The 16,448-nt window shown below is 73.0% G+C and carries 14 protein-coding genes and 1 pseudogene; 10 read left to right on the forward strand and 5 right to left on the reverse strand.

Annotation, left to right across the window (positions count from 1 at the left end; translation table 11 throughout):
- From BZZ08_RS31895 to BZZ08_RS31915, 5 genes and pseudogenes are all read left to right on the forward strand, one after another.
- Positions 1 to 694, forward strand: a pseudogene (locus tag BZZ08_RS31895) (serine/threonine protein kinase); the annotation flags it as partial.
- Positions 695 to 787: 93 nt separating this feature from the next.
- Positions 788 to 1,891, forward strand: a complete 1,104-nt coding sequence (locus BZZ08_RS31900) for a serine/threonine-protein kinase (protein ID WP_104635704.1) — start codon at positions 788 to 790, stop codon at positions 1,889 to 1,891.
- Between the two features lie 92 nt (positions 1,892 to 1,983).
- Positions 1,984 to 3,699: a serine/threonine-protein kinase gene (locus BZZ08_RS31905; RefSeq protein WP_241965618.1), complete on the forward strand. Its 1,716-nt coding sequence runs from the start codon at positions 1,984 to 1,986 to the stop codon at positions 3,697 to 3,699.
- Positions 3,700 to 3,837: 138 nt separating this feature from the next.
- Positions 3,838 to 5,451, forward strand: coding sequence for a succinic semialdehyde dehydrogenase (locus BZZ08_RS31910; protein WP_104635683.1), 1,614 nt, complete (start codon positions 3,838 to 3,840; stop codon positions 5,449 to 5,451).
- Between the two features lie 38 nt (positions 5,452 to 5,489).
- The gene (locus BZZ08_RS31915) at positions 5,490 to 7,316 is read left to right on the forward strand and encodes a GMC oxidoreductase (RefSeq protein ID WP_104635684.1); all 1,827 of its coding nucleotides are present in this window, start codon (positions 5,490 to 5,492) and stop codon (positions 7,314 to 7,316) included.
- A 108-nt stretch (positions 7,317 to 7,424) separates the two neighbouring features.
- Here BZZ08_RS31915 and BZZ08_RS39975 read toward each other — a convergent pair whose 3' ends face one another.
- Entirely contained in the window at positions 7,425 to 8,084 is a 660-nt protein-coding gene (locus tag BZZ08_RS39975; protein ID WP_104635685.1) for an LAETG motif-containing sortase-dependent surface protein, read from the reverse strand.
- On the opposite strand from BZZ08_RS39975, the gene BZZ08_RS39980 reads away from it, so the two are divergent.
- Positions 8,071 to 8,454 (forward strand): hypothetical protein, encoded by a 384-nt coding sequence (locus tag BZZ08_RS39980; RefSeq protein WP_342211027.1) that lies wholly within the window; start codon positions 8,071 to 8,073, stop codon positions 8,452 to 8,454. The two genes, BZZ08_RS39975 and BZZ08_RS39980, sit on opposite strands and share 14 nt — an antisense overlap.
- A gap of 345 nt (positions 8,455 to 8,799) precedes the next feature.
- Here BZZ08_RS39980 and BZZ08_RS31930 read toward each other — a convergent pair whose 3' ends face one another.
- The gene (locus BZZ08_RS31930) at positions 8,800 to 9,087 is read right to left on the reverse strand and encodes a chorismate mutase (RefSeq protein WP_198601811.1); all 288 of its coding nucleotides are present in this window, start codon (positions 9,085 to 9,087) and stop codon (positions 8,800 to 8,802) included.
- Positions 9,088 to 9,442: 355 nt separating this feature from the next.
- On the opposite strand from BZZ08_RS31930, the gene guaA reads away from it, so the two are divergent.
- On the forward strand, positions 9,443 to 11,023 hold the full coding sequence (gene guaA, locus BZZ08_RS31935; RefSeq protein WP_104635688.1) for a glutamine-hydrolyzing GMP synthase: 1,581 nt from the start codon (positions 9,443 to 9,445) through the stop codon (positions 11,021 to 11,023).
- A 15-nt stretch (positions 11,024 to 11,038) separates the two neighbouring features.
- Here guaA and BZZ08_RS31940 read toward each other — a convergent pair whose 3' ends face one another.
- Positions 11,039 to 11,524 (reverse strand): pyridoxamine 5'-phosphate oxidase family protein, encoded by a 486-nt coding sequence (locus BZZ08_RS31940; RefSeq protein WP_198601812.1) that lies wholly within the window; start codon positions 11,522 to 11,524, stop codon positions 11,039 to 11,041.
- Between the two features lie 127 nt (positions 11,525 to 11,651).
- On the opposite strand from BZZ08_RS31940, the gene BZZ08_RS31945 reads away from it, so the two are divergent.
- The 3 genes from BZZ08_RS31945 to BZZ08_RS31955 all read left to right on the forward strand — a co-directional run bounded on the left by BZZ08_RS31945 (position 11,652) and on the right by BZZ08_RS31955 (position 14,610).
- A complete protein-coding gene (locus BZZ08_RS31945; RefSeq protein WP_104635690.1) occupies positions 11,652 to 12,455 on the forward strand; it encodes a class II aldolase/adducin family protein in 804 nt (267 codons plus the stop codon).
- A gap of 190 nt (positions 12,456 to 12,645) precedes the next feature.
- A complete protein-coding gene (locus tag BZZ08_RS31950; protein ID WP_104635691.1) occupies positions 12,646 to 13,941 on the forward strand; it encodes a hypothetical protein in 1,296 nt (431 codons plus the stop codon).
- A 141-nt stretch (positions 13,942 to 14,082) separates the two neighbouring features.
- Positions 14,083 to 14,610, forward strand: a complete 528-nt coding sequence (locus tag BZZ08_RS31955) for a DoxX family membrane protein (RefSeq protein ID WP_198601813.1) — start codon at positions 14,083 to 14,085, stop codon at positions 14,608 to 14,610.
- Between the two features lie 35 nt (positions 14,611 to 14,645).
- Here BZZ08_RS31955 and BZZ08_RS31960 read toward each other — a convergent pair whose 3' ends face one another.
- A complete protein-coding gene (locus tag BZZ08_RS31960; protein WP_104635693.1) occupies positions 14,646 to 14,891 on the reverse strand; it encodes a hypothetical protein in 246 nt (81 codons plus the stop codon).
- Positions 14,878 to 16,317: a PspC domain-containing protein gene (locus tag BZZ08_RS31965; protein WP_104635694.1), complete on the reverse strand. Its 1,440-nt coding sequence runs from the start codon at positions 16,315 to 16,317 to the stop codon at positions 14,878 to 14,880. The genes BZZ08_RS31960 and BZZ08_RS31965 overlap by 14 nt, the downstream gene beginning before the upstream one ends.
- Positions 16,318 to 16,448: the final 131 nt, after the last annotated feature.

Below are 16,448 nucleotides of genomic sequence, written 5' to 3' on the forward strand. Positions count from 1 at the left end.
GGGCGGCCCCGCTCCCGGACGTGCCCGGCGGGTCCGCATGCGCACGCTCGCCCTGGTCGTCGCCGTGGCCGCGCTCATCGGCGCGGGCACCGCCGTGGTCCTGCAACAGCGCGACGACGGCGGCTCGTCGGCCGACGCCGACCCCACCCTGGGGCCGTCCGCCTCCCCCTCTCCCTCCGCCTCCGCCACGACCGGCAAGGGCCCCGGCGGTTCCATCCCGGCCGACTGGACACGCCGCGACGACCCGCTGGGTTTCAGCCTCTACCTGCCCGAGAACTGGCAGCGGAAGGACTTCGACGGCGACAGCGGCGAGCTGCGGCAGATCGACTACACCCCCGACGGCGGAGAGCACTTCCTCCGCATATCCGTCGACACCGCGCCCGACTACAACGACCCGTACGCCCACCAGCAGGACCTGGACGCGCAACTCCGCCAGCGGTTGGTCGACTACCGGCGCGTCAGCCTGGAACGCGTCGGCTACCGCGACCGCGCCAGCGCCCGGTGGGGGTACACCTTCACCGCGTTGGCGAAGGACACCGAGTTCCCCGGACCGCGCCGCGCCGTGTCGCAGATGTACATGTCCCGCGACGGCGTCGAGTACGCCCTCAACATGTCGGGACCGGCGAGCGACTGGCCGACCACGGAGCGGCGGTTCAAGGCGGTGCTGCAGAGCTGGCAGGAGAAGACCGGCTGACCCGCGCCGTCGGAGCAACGCCGCTCGCGCGCCCGTCGGTTGTCGGCCACCCGTGGGACAGCGGCCCGGAGCGGGTGCGTCCGGTGGGGCATGATGGGACGCATGGTGACCGAGGGGGCGGGCGGGCGTCTCGTCGCGGGCCGTTACCGGCTCCACGAGCGGCTCGGCCACGGCGGCATGGGGATCGTGTGGCGGGCCACCGACCAACTGCTCGCCCGCGAGGTGGCCGTGAAGGCGCTGCCCCTCGACGAGACCCTCTCCGCGGCCGAGGCCCGACGGCGCCGTGAGCGCACCCTGCGCGAGGCCCGCGCGGTCGCCCAGTTGCGGCACCCGCACGTCATCGTCGTGCACGACGTGGTTGAGGACGACGAACGCGCGTACATGGTCATGGAACTGGTCGACGGCGGCTCCCTCGCCGACCGCGTCCTCAGCCGCGGCCCCGTCGACGCCACCGAGGCCGCCCGCATCGGCATCGCCCTGCTCGACGCCCTGGACACGGCGCACGCGGCGGGCATCCTGCACCGGGACGTGAAGCCGTCGAACGTGCTGATCGCCGAGGACGGCCGGGTCGTCCTCACCGACTTCGGGGTGGCCCAGGTCGCGGGCGCCACCACGCTCACCGAGAGCGGTTCCTTCGTCGGTTCCCCCGAGTACACCGCGCCGGAGCGGATGTCCGGTGCCGGGACCGGGCCCGAGTCCGACCTGTGGTCGCTGGGCGTGCTGCTGTGCGCGGTCCTCAGCGGCGCGTCCCCCTTCCACCGCGACTCGCTGGGCGGGGTCCTGCACGCCGTGGTCACCGAGGAGATCCGCCCGCCCGCGCAGGCCGCACCGCTCCTCCCGGTCGTACGGGGCCTGCTGGAACGCGACCCGCGACGGCGGCTGGACGCGGCGTCGGCCCAGCGGATGCTGCGCGCCTTCCTCAGCACGGGCCGTACGCCCGCGACACCGGCACAGGCCGCGACCGGCGAGCCCCTGCGCGCGCGACCGAGCGTGAAGCGGAGCGTGCTCATGGCGGTGCTGCTGGTCGTCGCGGCGGCGGGCGCGGGAGTCTCGGCGGCCGCGCTGCTCGCGGACGGCGGCGACGACGGGGGCGGTACGCCGTCGAGTTCGGTGCCCGCCACGCCGACGCCCACCCCCACACCGCCGACGACGGAGCCCACGCCGCCGACCGCGTCGGGTTCCGGCACCGGTACCTAAACGGGAGATAAGCGGCAACCCGCGTCACGGGTCTGTGACCGCCGCGCACCGGCGGTGGAAAGGCGCGCGCCCGGCGCGGTATGGATGGACCCATGAGCAGCAACGGGGGGCCCCGCAGCGGGGCGGACGAGCCGACCAGTTTTGACCTGCGACCACCGAACCCGCCGGCCGGCGTGCCGCATCCCGGCAATCCGTACGCGACACCCACGCAGGTCGTACCGCCGCGGTCGCAGTCCGCGTCGTCCACACCTCCGTCGGCCGCCCCGGCATCCCCGGCGCCCGCCCCGTCGGCCGCCGCGCCGGACCCGGGTGCCGGGCGGCTCATCGCCGGCCGGTACCGCCTGATCGCCAGGCTCGGGCACGGCGGCATGGGCACGGTGTGGCGGGCCAAGGACGAGACCGTCGACCGCGAGGTCGCCGTCAAGGAACCGCGCGTCCCCGACCACCTTCCCGAACGCGAACGGGCCAACGCCTTCGAGCGGATGCGCCGCGAGGCGCGCGCCGCCGCCCGGCTCGACCACCCCGCCGTGGTCGACGTGCACGACGTGGCGGTCGTGGACGAGCAGCCGTGGATCGTGATGGAACTCGTGCGCGGGCGCTCGCTCGGCGACGCCCTCCAGGAGGGCACGCTGAGCGCGCGCGAGGCGGCCCGCATCGGCCTGGAGGTGCTCGGCGCGCTGGAGGCCGCGCACGCCGCGGGCGTCCTGCACCGGGACGTGAAGCCGGACAACGTCCTGCTCGGCCGGCACGACCGGGTCGTCCTCACCGACTTCGGCATCGCCCAGATCGAGGGCGAGACCAGCCTGACCGACACCGGCGGCTTCGTCGGCTCGCCCGAGTACGTCGCCCCGGAGCGGGTGCTGGGCCAGCGCCCCGGCCCGGCGAGCGACCTGTGGTCCCTGGGCGTGGTGCTGTACGCGGCGACGGAGGGCGTCTCGCCGTTCCGCCGCAGCAACACCCCCGCCACGCTGCAGTCGGTGCTCAACGCCACGCCCGCGCCGCCCGCCTCCGCGCAGGGCCCGCTGGCCGAGGTGATCACCGGCCTGCTGGACAAGGACCCGGCGCGCCGCCCGGACGCCGCCCGGGTCCGCGCCCTGCTGGACGCCGCAGCGAACCCGCCCGCGCCGCCGCCCACCCAGGCGGTCCGGCTCGACGGGCCCGAGCAGCCGGGCGCGGTGCCCGCCTCCCGCTGGAGCGTCCGGCTGGGCCGCAACGCGTGGATCACCCTCGGCGCGGTGGTCGTCGCAGCGGCGGTGGCGTCGTACCTCGTGGTCGCCGACCCCTTCGCGGGGCCGCTGCCCGACGGCTGGAAGACCCCGCACGAGAAGCAGCTCACCGCGACCCTGGCGGTGCCCGAGGGTTACCAGCGGACCGTTCCCGACGAAGCCGGCCAGCACTGGGTCACGTACACCGACTGGAGCGGCGACATCTGGATCGGCCTGACCCTGGACAAGAAGGCGGAGGACACCGGCGGCAACATCGCCGGGTCCGCCGCGGCCGAGATGTACGACGACGACGGGAAGTTCAAGGAGAGCGGGGATTACGAGCTCTCCATGCCCGAGAATCCCAAGACCGACCCCAGGGAGACCAAGTACCAGGGTGGGAAGTCCGCCGAGAACACGGTCGTGTACACCACCACCGACAGCCAGCACCCCCGCCCGCGCGAACTGCGGATCTTCTACTACCGGACGTCCGCAGGCGACATGTACAAGCTCACCGTCAGCTACCCGGGCAAGGGCGACTTCACCGAACGGGGGCGTGAGGTGGCCAGGACGACCGTCGCCAATCTGAAAATCGACGGCACCTGAAAGCTCCGCCGCACAACGCCCTGATCAGTGCGTTTGTTGCCAGCGATCACTGGCGGCATGTGAGCACTCGGTGAATCACCGTGAATCCCCGTTACCGACGGGTACACAAAGCCCGCGCGGCGTCATACCCTGCGGCTCATGACGGACGCGCAGGCCCCGGAACTCACCGGCACGAACCCCCTCGCCCCCACCCCGGAGGGCGCCCGCACCGCTGCCGACGTGGTCACGCCCGAGCTGGTCGCCCAGCTCACCAAGGGCGTGGCCGGGTCCGGCCGCACCGCCAACCACACCCCGTTCACCGGCGAGAAGCTGGCCGACCTGCCCGAGTCGACGCCCGAGGACGTGGCCGCGGCCTTCGAGCGGGCCCGCGCCGCCCAGGCCGTGTGGGCGCGCACGCCGGTACGGCAGCGTGCCGCGGTCCTGCTGCGCTTCCACGACCTGGTCCTGGAGCGCCAGGCCGAGGTCCTCGACCTCATCCAGCTGGAGACCGGCAAGGCCCGCCTGCACGCCCACGAGGAGGTCCAGGCCGTCGCCGTCGCCGCCCGGCACTACGGGCGCAAGGCCCCCGCGTACCTGCGGCCCAAGCGGCACACCGGCGCCGTACCGACCCTGACGAAGGTCACCGAGCTGCGCCACCCGCGCGGCGTCGTCGGCCAGATCGCCCCGTGGAACTACCCGCTGGAGCTGTCCGTCGGCGACGCGCTCCCCGCCTTCGTCGCGGGCAACGCCGTCGTGATGAAGCCCGACACCGAGACCTGCCTGACCGCCCTGTGGGCCCGTGACCTGCTGATCGAGGCCGGTCTGCCCGCCGAGGTCTTCCAGGTCGTCCTCGGCGAGGGCCCGGTCGTCGGCCCCGAGGTCGTCCGGCACGCCGACTACGTCTCCTTCACCGGCTCCACCCGCACCGGCCGCGAGGTCGCCCGGGGCGCCGCCGCCCGCCTGGTCGGCGTCTCCCTGGAACTCGGCGGCAAGAACGCCATGCTGGTCCTTCAGGACGCCGACATCGAGAAGGCCGCGGCGGGCGCCGTACGCGCCTGCTTCTCCTCGGCCGGCCAGCTCTGCATCTCCATCGAGCGGCTCTACGTCCACGAGTCCGTCGCCGACGCCTTCCTGGAGCGCTTCGCCGCCCGCACCAAGGCCATGCGGCTCGGCACCTCCCTCTCCTACGGCGCCGACATGGGCTCGCTGGTGGGGGAGCGGCAGCTGGAGACCGTGCAGGCACACGTGGCGGACGCCGTGGAGCGGGGCGCCAAGCTCGTCGCGGGCGGGGTCGCCCGCCCGGACATCGGCCCGTACTTCTACGAGCCGACGATCCTCGACGGCGTCGTGGCCCCCATGACCGTGTGCACCGAGGAGACCTTCGGCCCGGTCGTCTCCGTCTACCGCTTCACGACCGAGGACGAGGCCGTCGAACAGGCCAACTCCACGCCGTACGGCCTGAACTCCTCGGTGTGGACGAAGAACGCCCGGCGCGGTCACGAGGTCGCCGCGCGGATGCGCACCGGGACCGTCAACATCAACGAGGGGTACGCCCCCGCCTACGGCAGCGCCCAGTCCCCGATGGGCGGCATGAAGGACTCCGGCCTCGGCCGCCGCCACGGCTCCGAGGGCATCCTCAAGTACACCGAGGCCCAGACCGTCGCCCACCAGCGGCTGCTGCCGATGGCGCCCTCGCTGGGAATGGACGACGAGAAGTACGCGGCGTTCATGAGCCGGAGCCTGCGGCTGATGAAGGCATTCCGCTTCCGCTGATCCACCCCACCACCGCCCGTTCTCAACGAGGAGAGCACGTGTCGCAGGAGAACTCTGTCCAGACCCGGGACGAGAACGGGTACGACTACGACGTCCTCGTCGTGGGATCCGGCTTCGGCGGCTCCGTCTCCGCCCTCCGCCTCACCGAGAAGGGCTACCGCGTCGGCGTCCTGGAGGCCGGCCGCCGCTTCACCCGCGAGTCGCTGCCCAGGAACTCCTGGGACCTGAAGAACTACCTGTGGGCGCCGAAGCTGGGCATGTTCGGCATCCAGCGCATCCACCTGCTCGGGAATGTCATGGTCCTGGCCGGAGCCGGGGTCGGCGGCGGCTCCCTCAACTACGCCAACACCCTCTACGTGCCGCCGAAGCCCTTCTTCGACGACCCCCAGTGGCGTGACATCACCGACTGGCACGAGGAACTGGCCCCGTACTACGACCAGGCCAAGCGCATGCTGGGCGTCCGTCTCAACCCGACGATGACCCCCTCCGACGTGCACCTGAAGGCGGCCGCCGAGCGGATGGGCTGCGGCGACACCTTCCACATGGCGCCGGTCGGCGTCTTCTTCGGCGACGGCGAGGACGCCGACGGCACGGCGAAGGCCGGGCCGGGACAGCAGGTGCCCGACCCGTACTTCGGCGGCGCGGGCCCCGACCGCAAGGCCTGCAACGAGTGCGGCGAGTGCATGACCGGCTGCCGGCACGGCGCGAAGAACACCCTCAACGAGAACTACCTGTACCTCGCCGAGAAGGCCGGCGCCGTCGTGCACCCGATGACCACGGTCGTGTCCGTCACGGACGACTCGCGCGGCGGCTTCGCGGTCGCCACGCTCCCCACCGACCGCAAGAAGCGCGGGAAGAAGGACGCGGGCCGCACCTTCACCGCCCGCCGCGTCGTCCTGGCCGCCGGCACCTACGGCACCCAGACCCTGCTGCACCGCATGAAGGCCGGCGGGCAGCTCCCCTACATATCCGACAAGCTCGGCGAGCTGACCCGCACCAACTCCGAGGCACTGGTCGGCGCCCAGACCGACGACCGGCGCTACCGCAGCGCCACCGGCGAGGCACGGGCCGACTTCACGCGCGGCGTCGCCATCACGTCCTCGATCCACCCGGACCCCAACACCCACATCGAGCCGGTGCGTTACGGCAAGGGCTCCAACTCGATGGGCGGCCTGTCCATCCTCCAGGTCCCCTACGCCGGGCAGACCGCCTCGGGCACGTCCCGCGTCCTGGGCTTCCTGGGCCACGCGGCCAAGCACCCGCTGCTGGTCCTGCGTTCGCTGTCCAACCGCAAGTGGTCCGAGCGGACCATCATCGGCCTGGTCATGCAGTCCCTGGACAACTCCCTGTCCACGCACCTGAAACCGAACGGCGTCGGCAAGGGCCTGCTCACCGCACGCCAGGGCCACGGCTCGCCCAACCCCAAGCAGATCAAGGCCGCGACCGAGGGCGCCTCCGCACTCGCCGCCGAGATCAACGGCTTCGCCGGCTCCAACGTCGGCGAGCTGATGGGCACCCCGCTCACCGCCCACTTCCTCGGCGGCTGCCCGATCGGCGCCTCCCGCGAGACCGGCGTCATCGACCCGTACCACCGCCTCTTCGGCCATCCCGGCATCTCGGTCGTCGACGGCGCCGCCGTTTCGGCCAACCTCGGTGTCAATCCGTCCCTGACCATCACGGCGCAGGCCGAGCGCGCGATGTCGTACTGGCCGAACAAGGGCGAGAGCGACCCGCGCCCCGCGCAGGGCACCGGGTACGAACGCGTGGCCGCCGTCGAGCCCCGGTCACCGGCCGTCCCGGAGAAGGCCTTCGGCGCGCTGCGGCTGCCGTTCCTGAACGTGCCGACGGTGCCGCCGAAGAAGTAGCGGCCTCGGAAGAAGCGAGAAGCGAGAAGAAAAGGTGAGCGGGACCCGCACCCCCCTCCGAGCGCGGGTCCCGCTCACCCAGCCTGTGTCACGCCGCTCCCGCGAGCGTCAGATGTCCGAACCGGCCCTGCGCCGCCGCACCGCGAACACCGCGCCGCCGCCGACGACCACGGCGAGCCCGCCGACGACACCGATCACCGGCAGCGCGGAGCTGGAGCCGGTCGCGGCGAGGCTCCCGGTGACCTCCGGGGTGTCGGCGGCCGGCTTCTCGGCGGCGACGGGCGCCTTGCCGCCCTCCTGCGGCCGGGTGCCCTCCGTGTCCGTGCCGGGGGCCACGATCCGGAACCTGTAGGCGACGTCGCCGAAGCCGGTGCACCGGCCGTCCGCGTCGCCGTAGATCGTCGCGCCGAGGGTGAAGCCCGTGCCGACCGGCGCACCGGCCCGCACGTCGATCCGCAGCGGGATGTCGACCTCGTAGTCGGGCGCCAGTTCGCCGGTGTAACCGATGTAGCCGACCGCGTAGCCGAGTTCGTCGAGGTTCTCCCAGGTCTTGTCCTCGGCGTTCCAGGCCTGGAGGCGGACCTGCTTGCTCTCGAACAGCTCCTCGCCGTCGCGGTCGGCGGAGGCGCCGGCCAGGTATTCGAGGTTCCGCAGCGTCGAGCCGGAGTTGTTGGCCACGTTCAGCGAGAACGCGTGCCAGCCGCTGCCCGCCGCGATCTCGCCGGGCAGGCCCTCGATGTCGACGTCGACCTTGGTGTCCTCGCACACCGACGGCTCGGGGTCCGGGGTCTCGGTCTCCTCGGGCGCGGACGTGCTCGGTGACGGGGTCGCGGGGGCGGACGTGGTCGTCTGCGAGCCGTCGGGGGCGGGAGTGCCCTCGCCCGTCGTGCTCGGGGGCGGGGAGGTCGGGGAGCCGGGCGAACTCGTGGCCGGGCTCGTCGAGTCGCTCGGTGCGGGCGAGGTCTCGCTCGTCGACCCGCTCCGGGACGGTGAGCTGTCCGACGAGGCGGACGGCGACGGCGACGGCGGCGTGCTACCGGTCGCGGAGGCGGCCGGGGCCGCGAGCAGCGCGACGGGGGAGATCACTGCCGTGACGGCGGCTGCGGCCAGGGCGCGACGAAGCTTCATGCCCGTTTGATCATTGGAGCCTGTGAATGGTTGTCCCCGTATTCACAGAATCCTTATGTGTGCTGGGTCACTACCCGTTCCGTCGGCCGGCTCCGGGCGTCCCCGGAGCCGGCCGTTCTGGGTGACCGGGCTGCTGTCCCCTGCCGTCCGGTCACTTCCTGGAGCGAGGTCCCACGACGCACGGCATGATCCGTACGTCTCATCGCTCCAGTGAGCCACGCGTGGTTCTCTCGGGCCCGCCCCTGGCTGACACGGACACCGGGACCAACGAAGTCGCCCGCTCACCGGTCACGCGCCGTACGGGTGAGAAGGGGCCCGAACTCAGATACGACGATTCCCGGTCGCGCCGCGGGCCTCAGACCCGCCCGCGGCACAGCTCCAGCATCGTCATCGCCAGCGCCGTCCCCGGCTTGCCCAGCGCCTGCCGGTAGTGGTCGAGCACCTCCATCTCGCGGGACAGGTTCACCCGCCGGCCGCCGGAGGTGATCCGCGCCTCCTGGATGACGGCGGAGACGGCCATCCGTTCCTGGATCAGCCCGATGATCCGGTCGTCCAGGGAGTCGATGCGCTCCCGGGCGCCGGTGATCACGTCGGCGGCCTCGGGGGTGTGGGCGCCGGTCTTGTCTGCTGCGGTGACGGTCATGTCGGTGGCTCCTCGCCGAAGGGGGGCGGCACCCGGGACCGGCACGGTCCGTACACGCCAGGCGCCCCGGACCTTGTCGGCCCGGGGCGCCTGGGAAGTCGCTTGTCAGTTGCTCAAGCAGCACGACCATGGCAGCCGGTGGGCCGGTTGCCATAGGTAAACAGGAACGTCTGGTGCTTGTGCATGGGCCCAGTATGCCCCGGCGACGGTCGGTGTCCAAGCCGGTTCGGATGGTGAGACCCGGGGCGCGACCAGGGAGGGGCGACGGTGGCGGCCGACGGCGGGGCCGGGGCCCCCGCCCCGCTCGGTAGAATCGGGAGTACAAGCCCCCCGCCCGACCGCCGGAAGGCACCCCGTGTCATCAGCGACTCCCGCTGCCGCCGCCCCCGACACCGTCCTGGTCGTCGACTTCGGTGCGCAGTACGCCCAGCTCATCGCCCGTCGTGTCCGCGAGGCGCGGGTCTACAGCGAGATCGTGCCGAGCTCCATGCCGGTCGAGGAGATCCTCGCCAAGAACCCGGCGGCCATCATCCTCTCGGGCGGCCCCTCGTCGGTGTACGAGCCGGGCGCCCCGACCCTCGACCGCGCCCTGTTCGAGGCCGGCGTCCCCGTCTTCGGCATGTGCTACGGCTTCCAGCTGATGGCGCAGACCCTCGGCGGCACCGTCGACAACTCCGGCGCCCGTGAGTACGGCCGCACCGACCTAGAGGTCTCCAAGCCGTCCTCCACCCTCTTCGAGGGCACCCCGGCCCAGCAGGCCGTGTGGATGTCGCACGGCGACGCCTGCTCCGCCGCCCCCGAGGGCTTCACCGTCACCGGCTCCACGGACGTCGTCCCGGTCGCCGCCTTCGAGAACGACGAGAAGAAGCTCTACGGTGTCCAGTACCACCCCGAGGTGATGCACTCCACGCACGGGCAGCAGGTGCTGGAGCACTTCCTGTACCGGGGCGCGGGCCTGAGCCCCGACTGGACCACGGGCAACGTGATCGAGGAGCAGGTCGCCGCCATCCGCGAGCAGGTCGGCGACAAGCGTGCCATCTGCGGCCTGTCCGGCGGCGTGGACTCGGCGGTCGCCGCCGCCCTCGTCCAGAAGGCCATCGGCTCCCAGCTGACCTGCGTCTACGTCGACCACGGCCTGATGCGCAAGGGCGAGACCGAGCAGGTCGAGAAGGACTTCGTCGCCGCGACCGGCGTCCAGCTGAAGGTCGTGGACGCCGAGGAGCGGTTCCTCAAGGCGCTGGCCGGGGTCTCCGACCCCGAGGAGAAGCGGAAGATCATCGGCCGCGAGTTCATCCGGGTCTTCGAGCAGGCGCAGCTGGAGATCATGCAGGAGGACGGCCCCGAGGTCGCCTTCCTCGTGCAGGGCACGCTCTACCCGGACGTCGTCGAGTCCGGCGGCGGCACCGGCACCGCCAACATCAAGTCCCACCACAACGTGGGCGGCCTCCCCGACGACATCGAGTTCGAGCTGGTCGAGCCGCTGCGCCAGCTGTTCAAGGACGAGGTCCGGATGGTCGGCCAGGAGCTGGGCCTGCCGGACGAGATCGTCCAGCGCCAGCCGTTCCCGGGCCCCGGCCTCGGTATCCGGATCGTCGGCGAGGTCACCAAGGAGCGGCTCGACCTGCTGCGCGAGGCCGACGCCATCGCCCGCGAGGAGCTGACCGCGGCCGGTCTCGACCGCGACATCTGGCAGTGCCCCGTGGTGCTGCTCGCGGATGTCCGCTCCGTCGGCGTCCAGGGCGACGGCCGCACCTACGGCCACCCGATCGTCCTGCGGCCGGTCTCCTCCGAGGACGCCATGACGGCCGACTGGTCCCGGCTGCCGTACGACGTGCTCGCCAAGATCTCGACCCGGATCACCAACGAGGTCAAGGACGTCAACCGCGTCGTCCTCGACGTGACGTCGAAGCCGCCGGGCACGATCGAGTGGGAGTGAGCCCGAGGGTGCTCCTTATGTGCGCCTGATCGTGCGCACGGGCTCGCCGGGCCGCCAGATCTCGACGACGAGGTACTTGTCGTCCTCGACACAGGTCCGCACGACCTCCGTCAGCTCGGTACGGAAGAGGTGGAACGGCTCCGGCGGTTCCACCTCTTTCACGTATCCGGCCTTGGTCCCGGGGTCCTCGACCTCGACGGCCCGCCCGGCGATCCGCACGTCCCCGCCGCCCATGCCGGTGCCGTCCCCCGGGTTCGCCTGGAGCGCGAAGCGCGGATCGCGGCGCAGGTCGAGCGCCTTCAGCGAGTGCGGCATCATGCCGAGCCACAGCTCGCCGCCCAGGAAACGCACCTCCAGGCCGGTGGTGCGGGGCGAGCCGTCCTTGCGGAGGGTGGCCAGGACGTGGTGGGTGTACGCGCCGAAGCGCGCCTCGGCGGTGTCGGCCAGGGCGGGCGCGGCGGCGGCGAACCCGGCCCAGTTCACAGGGGTGCGTGACGTCATACGCCGAGTGTGAACGGGAAAACCGACACCCTCTGTCGCGTATTGGCCCCTGGAACTGTCCTCCCGGCCGCACCGCCGGTAACTTCCGGCCCGTAAGGCACGTCTGGCGCCGAAGGACAGAGAACACATGCACGGGACGCCCGGGGCCGCCGCGCCCCCGCCGCTGCCCACCGGCCGGCTGCGGTTCGCCATGCCGCCCAGGCACGACTCGGTCGAGGACGAGCGCCGGCACCGCAAGGAACGGCTCGCCTGCGCGCTGCGCCTTTTCGGGCGGTCCGGGTTCGAGGACGGGGTCTCCGGGCACATCACCGCCCGCGACCCCGAGTACACCGACTGCTTCTGGGTCAACCCGTTCGGCGTGCCCTTCGCCCACATCACGGTGAGCGACCTGGTGCTGGCCAACTCCGAGGGCCAGGTGGTGCAGGGCGGCCACCATGTGAACCAGGCCGCCTTCACCGTGCACTCCCAGGTCCACGCGGCCCGCCCGGACGTGGTCGCGGTCGCCCACTGCCACTCGGTGCACGGGCGCGCGCTGTCGGCCCTCGGCGAGCTGCTCGAACCGATCACCCAGGAGAGCTGCGCCTTCTACGAGGACCACGCCCTGTACGACTCCTACTCGGGCGTCGCCGTCGACGCCGAGGAGGGGCGGCGCATCGCGCGGGTGCTCGGCTCCGGCAAGGCGCTCGTGCTGCGCAACCACGGGCTGCTGACGGTCGGCGACTCGGTGGACGCGACGGCCTGGTGGTTCCTGTCCCTGGAGCGGTCCTGCCAGGTGCAGCTGCTGGCGAAGGCGGCGGGGCGGCCTACGCTGATCGACCACCGGCAGGCTGTGGCGACCCGGGAACAGCTCGGCGGCGACCTGGTGGCGTGGATCAACTACCAGCCGCTGTGGCAGGAGGTCACCCGCCGCGAACCGGACCTGTTCGACTGACGGTGCCCGGGGCGGCCCGGGGTGGCCGGGGTGGCTCGGTGCGGCTCGCGGCCGCGTCAACACGGCGGTCCGGGCATCACCCGCACTGAGCAGACGTAAGACGGGGCGGCGCGCGGACGCGGGCCGCGGTACGGCACAATTCGCTGTCGTTCCAAGGGACTTACCGGGTGCGGGAAGGCGGGCGTCAGGCGTGGCGGTGCAGGAGGCGAGACGCGGGAGCGGCTCGGACAGGGACGCGTACGAGGCGGCCCACGGCGGCGGCTGCACCTGCGGGGACTGCCCGCACGGTGCCCGGGAGGGGCACCGCAGGGCGGTCGCCGCGTTCCTGCTGCGGCGGGACGAGTTCGCGGCCGGGCAGGGGCTGCCGGCCGCGGTGGCCCACTCGGCCTCCGCCTCCCGCCAGTGGGTCTCGGAGGAGCTGACCCAGTCGGCGGAAGCCGTCGCCGAACGGGGCCGGGCCGAGGGCGACGCCTGGCTCGCGGCGCTGGGCCGGCGCACGACGGTCGTCGTGTGGGCCGCGGTCGTCCTGCTGCTGCTCGGGCAGGCGCTCACCGCGATCGGTGCGGGCTGGTCGGCGGCGCGCACCGCCGGACTCGCCGCGGCGCTGGTGGTGGCCGGTGCGCTGACGGCCGCGTCCTGGTTCCACCGGGCCAGGGGCGGGGCGCTGGCGCCGGTCATCGGCGAGGACAACCGCCTGTCCACCTCCCGCGCGGTGGCGGCGGCCTGGGTCCTCTTCGTCGCCTACGCCGTGCTGGTGCTCGCCGGGCAACTGGCCGTCGCCTCGGGGCACGACCGGCGGGACGGGCTGATCTCCGGTCTCGAACTCGGGCGCGGTACCGGCGCGGTGACCGTGCTCGCGGTGGTCTGCGGGATCGCGGTCCTGGTGCGGCGGGTGGTCGGACTGCGCGTCCTGGGGCAGCGGCTGCAGAAGGTACGGGCCGACCGGCCGCGCGCCTCCGACCTGCTGACGGACGACGCGGGCCGCGGGACCTTCGCCGACATCCAGTACGTCGTGATCACCACCGTGGCCCTGGTGTTCGCGGCGGTACGGCTGGCCCGGCGCCCGGAGCAACTGCCCGACCTGCCCTGGGGACTGGCGGTGGTGGCGCTGGTCTCGGCGGCGACCTACGTGGCCGGGAAGTACGCCGAGGGCGGCCGGCCGGTGATCCTCTCCGTGGTCCGGGCGCGGGAGGCCGGTGACCTGGACGCGCCCATCCGCACCGGCGACGACATCGAGATCCGTGGCGCGGGCTTCGTGCCGCCGGGTGCCCAGCGGGCGGACCGGCTGTCCCGGATGGTCGTCCGCATCGGCGCGGTCAACGTCCACGTGCCCCTGGTGCCGGTGACGGGCGGCTTCAGCAACCCCACGGACGACCTGCTGACGGTCCCCGTCCCGGCGGACGTGGAACCGGGCCGGGTGGACGTCCAGGTGGTGACGGGCGCGGGGGTGGAGACCAACCGGTACGCGATCGACGTGACGGACTGACACCTCCCGCCCGCCCCGGCGGGCGGTCCGCCGCGACCGACGGCGAGAAACCGGTTGCCGAGGGGTTGAGCAGGGCCCGTCCGTCGTACGTATGGTCTGTGCGGGGGTCCGGGCATGCGCGGCGAGAGGCGGCTGGCAGTGATGACGCACGGTATGCGGACGGATGTCCACATCTCACCCGAGGGCCGCCGGGACTGGCGGGACGACGCCGCCCGCTACGCCCTCCTTCCGCTACGCATCTTCCTCGGTGTCACGTTCCTCTACGCCGGTCTGGACAAGCTCACCGACAGCGCCTTCATGAAGGACGCGGGCGCCGGTTCCGTCGGCGACATGATGCGTGCCGTCCGCGACTCCTCGGCCGTCCCCGCGCTGGTCGACCTCGCCCTGAAGAACCCGCCCGGATTCGGCTACGCCATCGCCCTGGGCGAGCTGGCCGTCGGCATCGGCACCCTGCTCGGGCTGCTCACCCGCCTGGCGGCGCTGGGCGGTGCGCTGATCTCGCTCAGCCTGTGGCTGACCGTCAGCTGGGCCTCCGATCCCTACTACTACGGCAACGACCTCGCCTACCTCATGGCCTGGCTCCCCCTCGTCCTCGCGGGCGCGCCGCTGCTGTCGCTGGACGCCGTACTGCGCTCCCGGCGCAGGCGTCGCACGGGCGGGTACCGGTAGGGACGGCCCCGCGGCGTCGCGGCGGCGCGGCGGCGTCAGCGGGGAAGGTCCGCGCGGGGCCCGTCCGGCGGCGCGGCGTGTCGCTCTCCGCGACGCCGGTGCACGGCCCGGGCCACGACCCCGACCGCGCCCGCGATGCCGAGCCCGCCCGAGACGACGGGGATCACCACGAACCACGGTGTCTCCCAGAGGCCGCCCGCGTCACCGGCGTAGATGACGCCGGCCAGCATCAGGAAGAGGCCGGCCACCAGCCGCCCGGGCTGGAACCTATGACGCAGCACGGGACACCTCCGCCTGACCGACGCCGACCTGGAGGTCGAGGTCGAGGGTGCCGGCGTCCTTGCCGCCCCCGGTGGGGGACAGGGTGATCTGCTTGTGCTTGCCGGGTGCCACGTCCACGTCCTTCTCGTCGTCGCCGGGCAGTTGGATGTCGCCCACGCCCACCTCGACGTTCAGCCGCACGGTCACGTCCCGCGGCACGACGACCCGTATTCGGCCCATGCCCACGTCGGCCCGGGTGGTCACGGTCTGTCCCTCGCCCAGGTCGAGGCGGGACAGGTCGAGGGTGCCGCTGCCCGCGCCGATGTCGTACTGGTCGCGTACGTCGGCCGCCACCACCGGCTTCCAGGTGGTCCGGACCCATTCGGTCCCGACGTTCTCCGGAACGGCGGCCGATCCGGCCAGCAGGCCGGCCGTGATGACGGCCAGGAAGATCGAACCGGCTCCCGTGCGCCCGAGGAAGGCGCTGACCGCGATACCGAGGCCGAAGACCGCCAGCGCGCACGCCAGGCCCGTCTGCAGACTGGCGCCCAGCGGGTGGTCGTCCCAGGTCAGCCGGGTCCCGAGGAAGCCGGCCAGCAGGGCGAGCAGGAACACCCAGCCGCCGATGCCGCGGGGGCCGCGCGTCCGCGGGGACCAGGGGTCCCGGTCGCCCACCCGGCTGCGGTCGCGACGCCCCGGGATCCCGCGGCCGATGTTGACGGCCGCCGCGATGTCACGTTCCGCGGAGCCCGGCGGGCCCCACATGTAACCCGTGCCGCCGTCGTGGGTGCCGTCCTTGACGATGGGCTCGCGCCACCAGGAGGGCCAGGTGTACATGATCGGCGGCGCCTGGGCCTCCGGCGGGGCGTCGGCGACGGCCTGGGCCGAGAGCGGGTCCGGTTCGGGCGCCCTGCGGTGCCCCGACCAGTACCCGGCGCCCGCGAGGAGCAGGGAGAGGACGACGGCGAAGGTCAGCACGCCGCCGTTGCGCAGCATGGTGAGGAAGACCCCGCAGCCGACCAGGGCGAAGAGCACGGCCGTCAGCGCATGGCCGTCGACCCGGCCGGTCAGCAGCTTGCGCACCTCGTTCTCCTCCTCGTCGTCGTAGGGGACGAAGAGCCAGGCGAAGCCGTAGAAGAGGAGGCCGATGCCGCCGGTCGCGGAGAGCACCGCGAGGGTGATCCGGAAGATCACCGGGTCCAGGTCGCACTGCCGGCCGAGGCCGGCGCACACTCCGGCGAGCGCCTTGTGCCGCCGGTCGCGCCGGAACCGGTGCGGCGGCCCGGGGGCGTCCTTCCCACCGACGGCCCCCGCGCCGCCCGGGGCGCCTGGGGCGGCCGCACCGGCATCCGCGGCCGGCGCGGCGTCCTGTAGCCCGGCGCCCCGCGGGGGGCGCGGGCCGGAGCCGGGTCCCGGACCCGTCGCGGCGCGCTCGTGATCTGTCATGGGTCCATGGTGACGGGCGCGGCGCCGTGGCGGCAGCCGGTTCGACCCTGGTCGGACCCTGATATCGGCCCTGACTTCGCGCCCGGGCAGTGTTCGAGGCACGCGCGGCCCGAAGATCAGGGGTGATTGGG

This window comes from Streptomyces sp. MH60 (assembly GCF_002939385.1).
Classification (GTDB): Bacteria; Actinomycetota; Actinomycetes; order Streptomycetales; family Streptomycetaceae; genus Streptomyces.

What these genes read in the sequence shown, in the direction of transcription:
- BZZ08_RS31900 (WP_104635704.1), top strand. Translation starts at nt 788, where the DNA reads ATGGGACGCATGGTGACCGAGGGGGCGGGCGGGCGTCTCGTCGCGGGC.
- BZZ08_RS31905 (WP_241965618.1), top strand. Translation starts at nt 1,984, where the DNA reads ATGAGCAGCAACGGGGGGCCCCGCAGCGGGGCGGACGAGCCGACCAGT.
- BZZ08_RS31910 (WP_104635683.1), top strand. Translation starts at nt 3,838, where the DNA reads ATGACGGACGCGCAGGCCCCGGAACTCACCGGCACGAACCCCCTCGCC.
- BZZ08_RS31930 (WP_198601811.1), bottom strand. Translation starts at nt 9,087, where the DNA reads ATGACCGTCACCGCAGCAGACAAGACCGGCGCCCACACCCCCGAGGCC.
- BZZ08_RS31940 (WP_198601812.1), bottom strand. Translation starts at nt 11,524, where the DNA reads ATGACGTCACGCACCCCTGTGAACTGGGCCGGGTTCGCCGCCGCCGCG.
- BZZ08_RS31945 (WP_104635690.1), top strand. Translation starts at nt 11,652, where the DNA reads ATGCACGGGACGCCCGGGGCCGCCGCGCCCCCGCCGCTGCCCACCGGC.
- BZZ08_RS31955 (WP_198601813.1), top strand. Translation starts at nt 14,083, where the DNA reads ATGACGCACGGTATGCGGACGGATGTCCACATCTCACCCGAGGGCCGC.
- BZZ08_RS31965 (WP_104635694.1), bottom strand. Translation starts at nt 16,317, where the DNA reads ATGACAGATCACGAGCGCGCCGCGACGGGTCCGGGACCCGGCTCCGGC.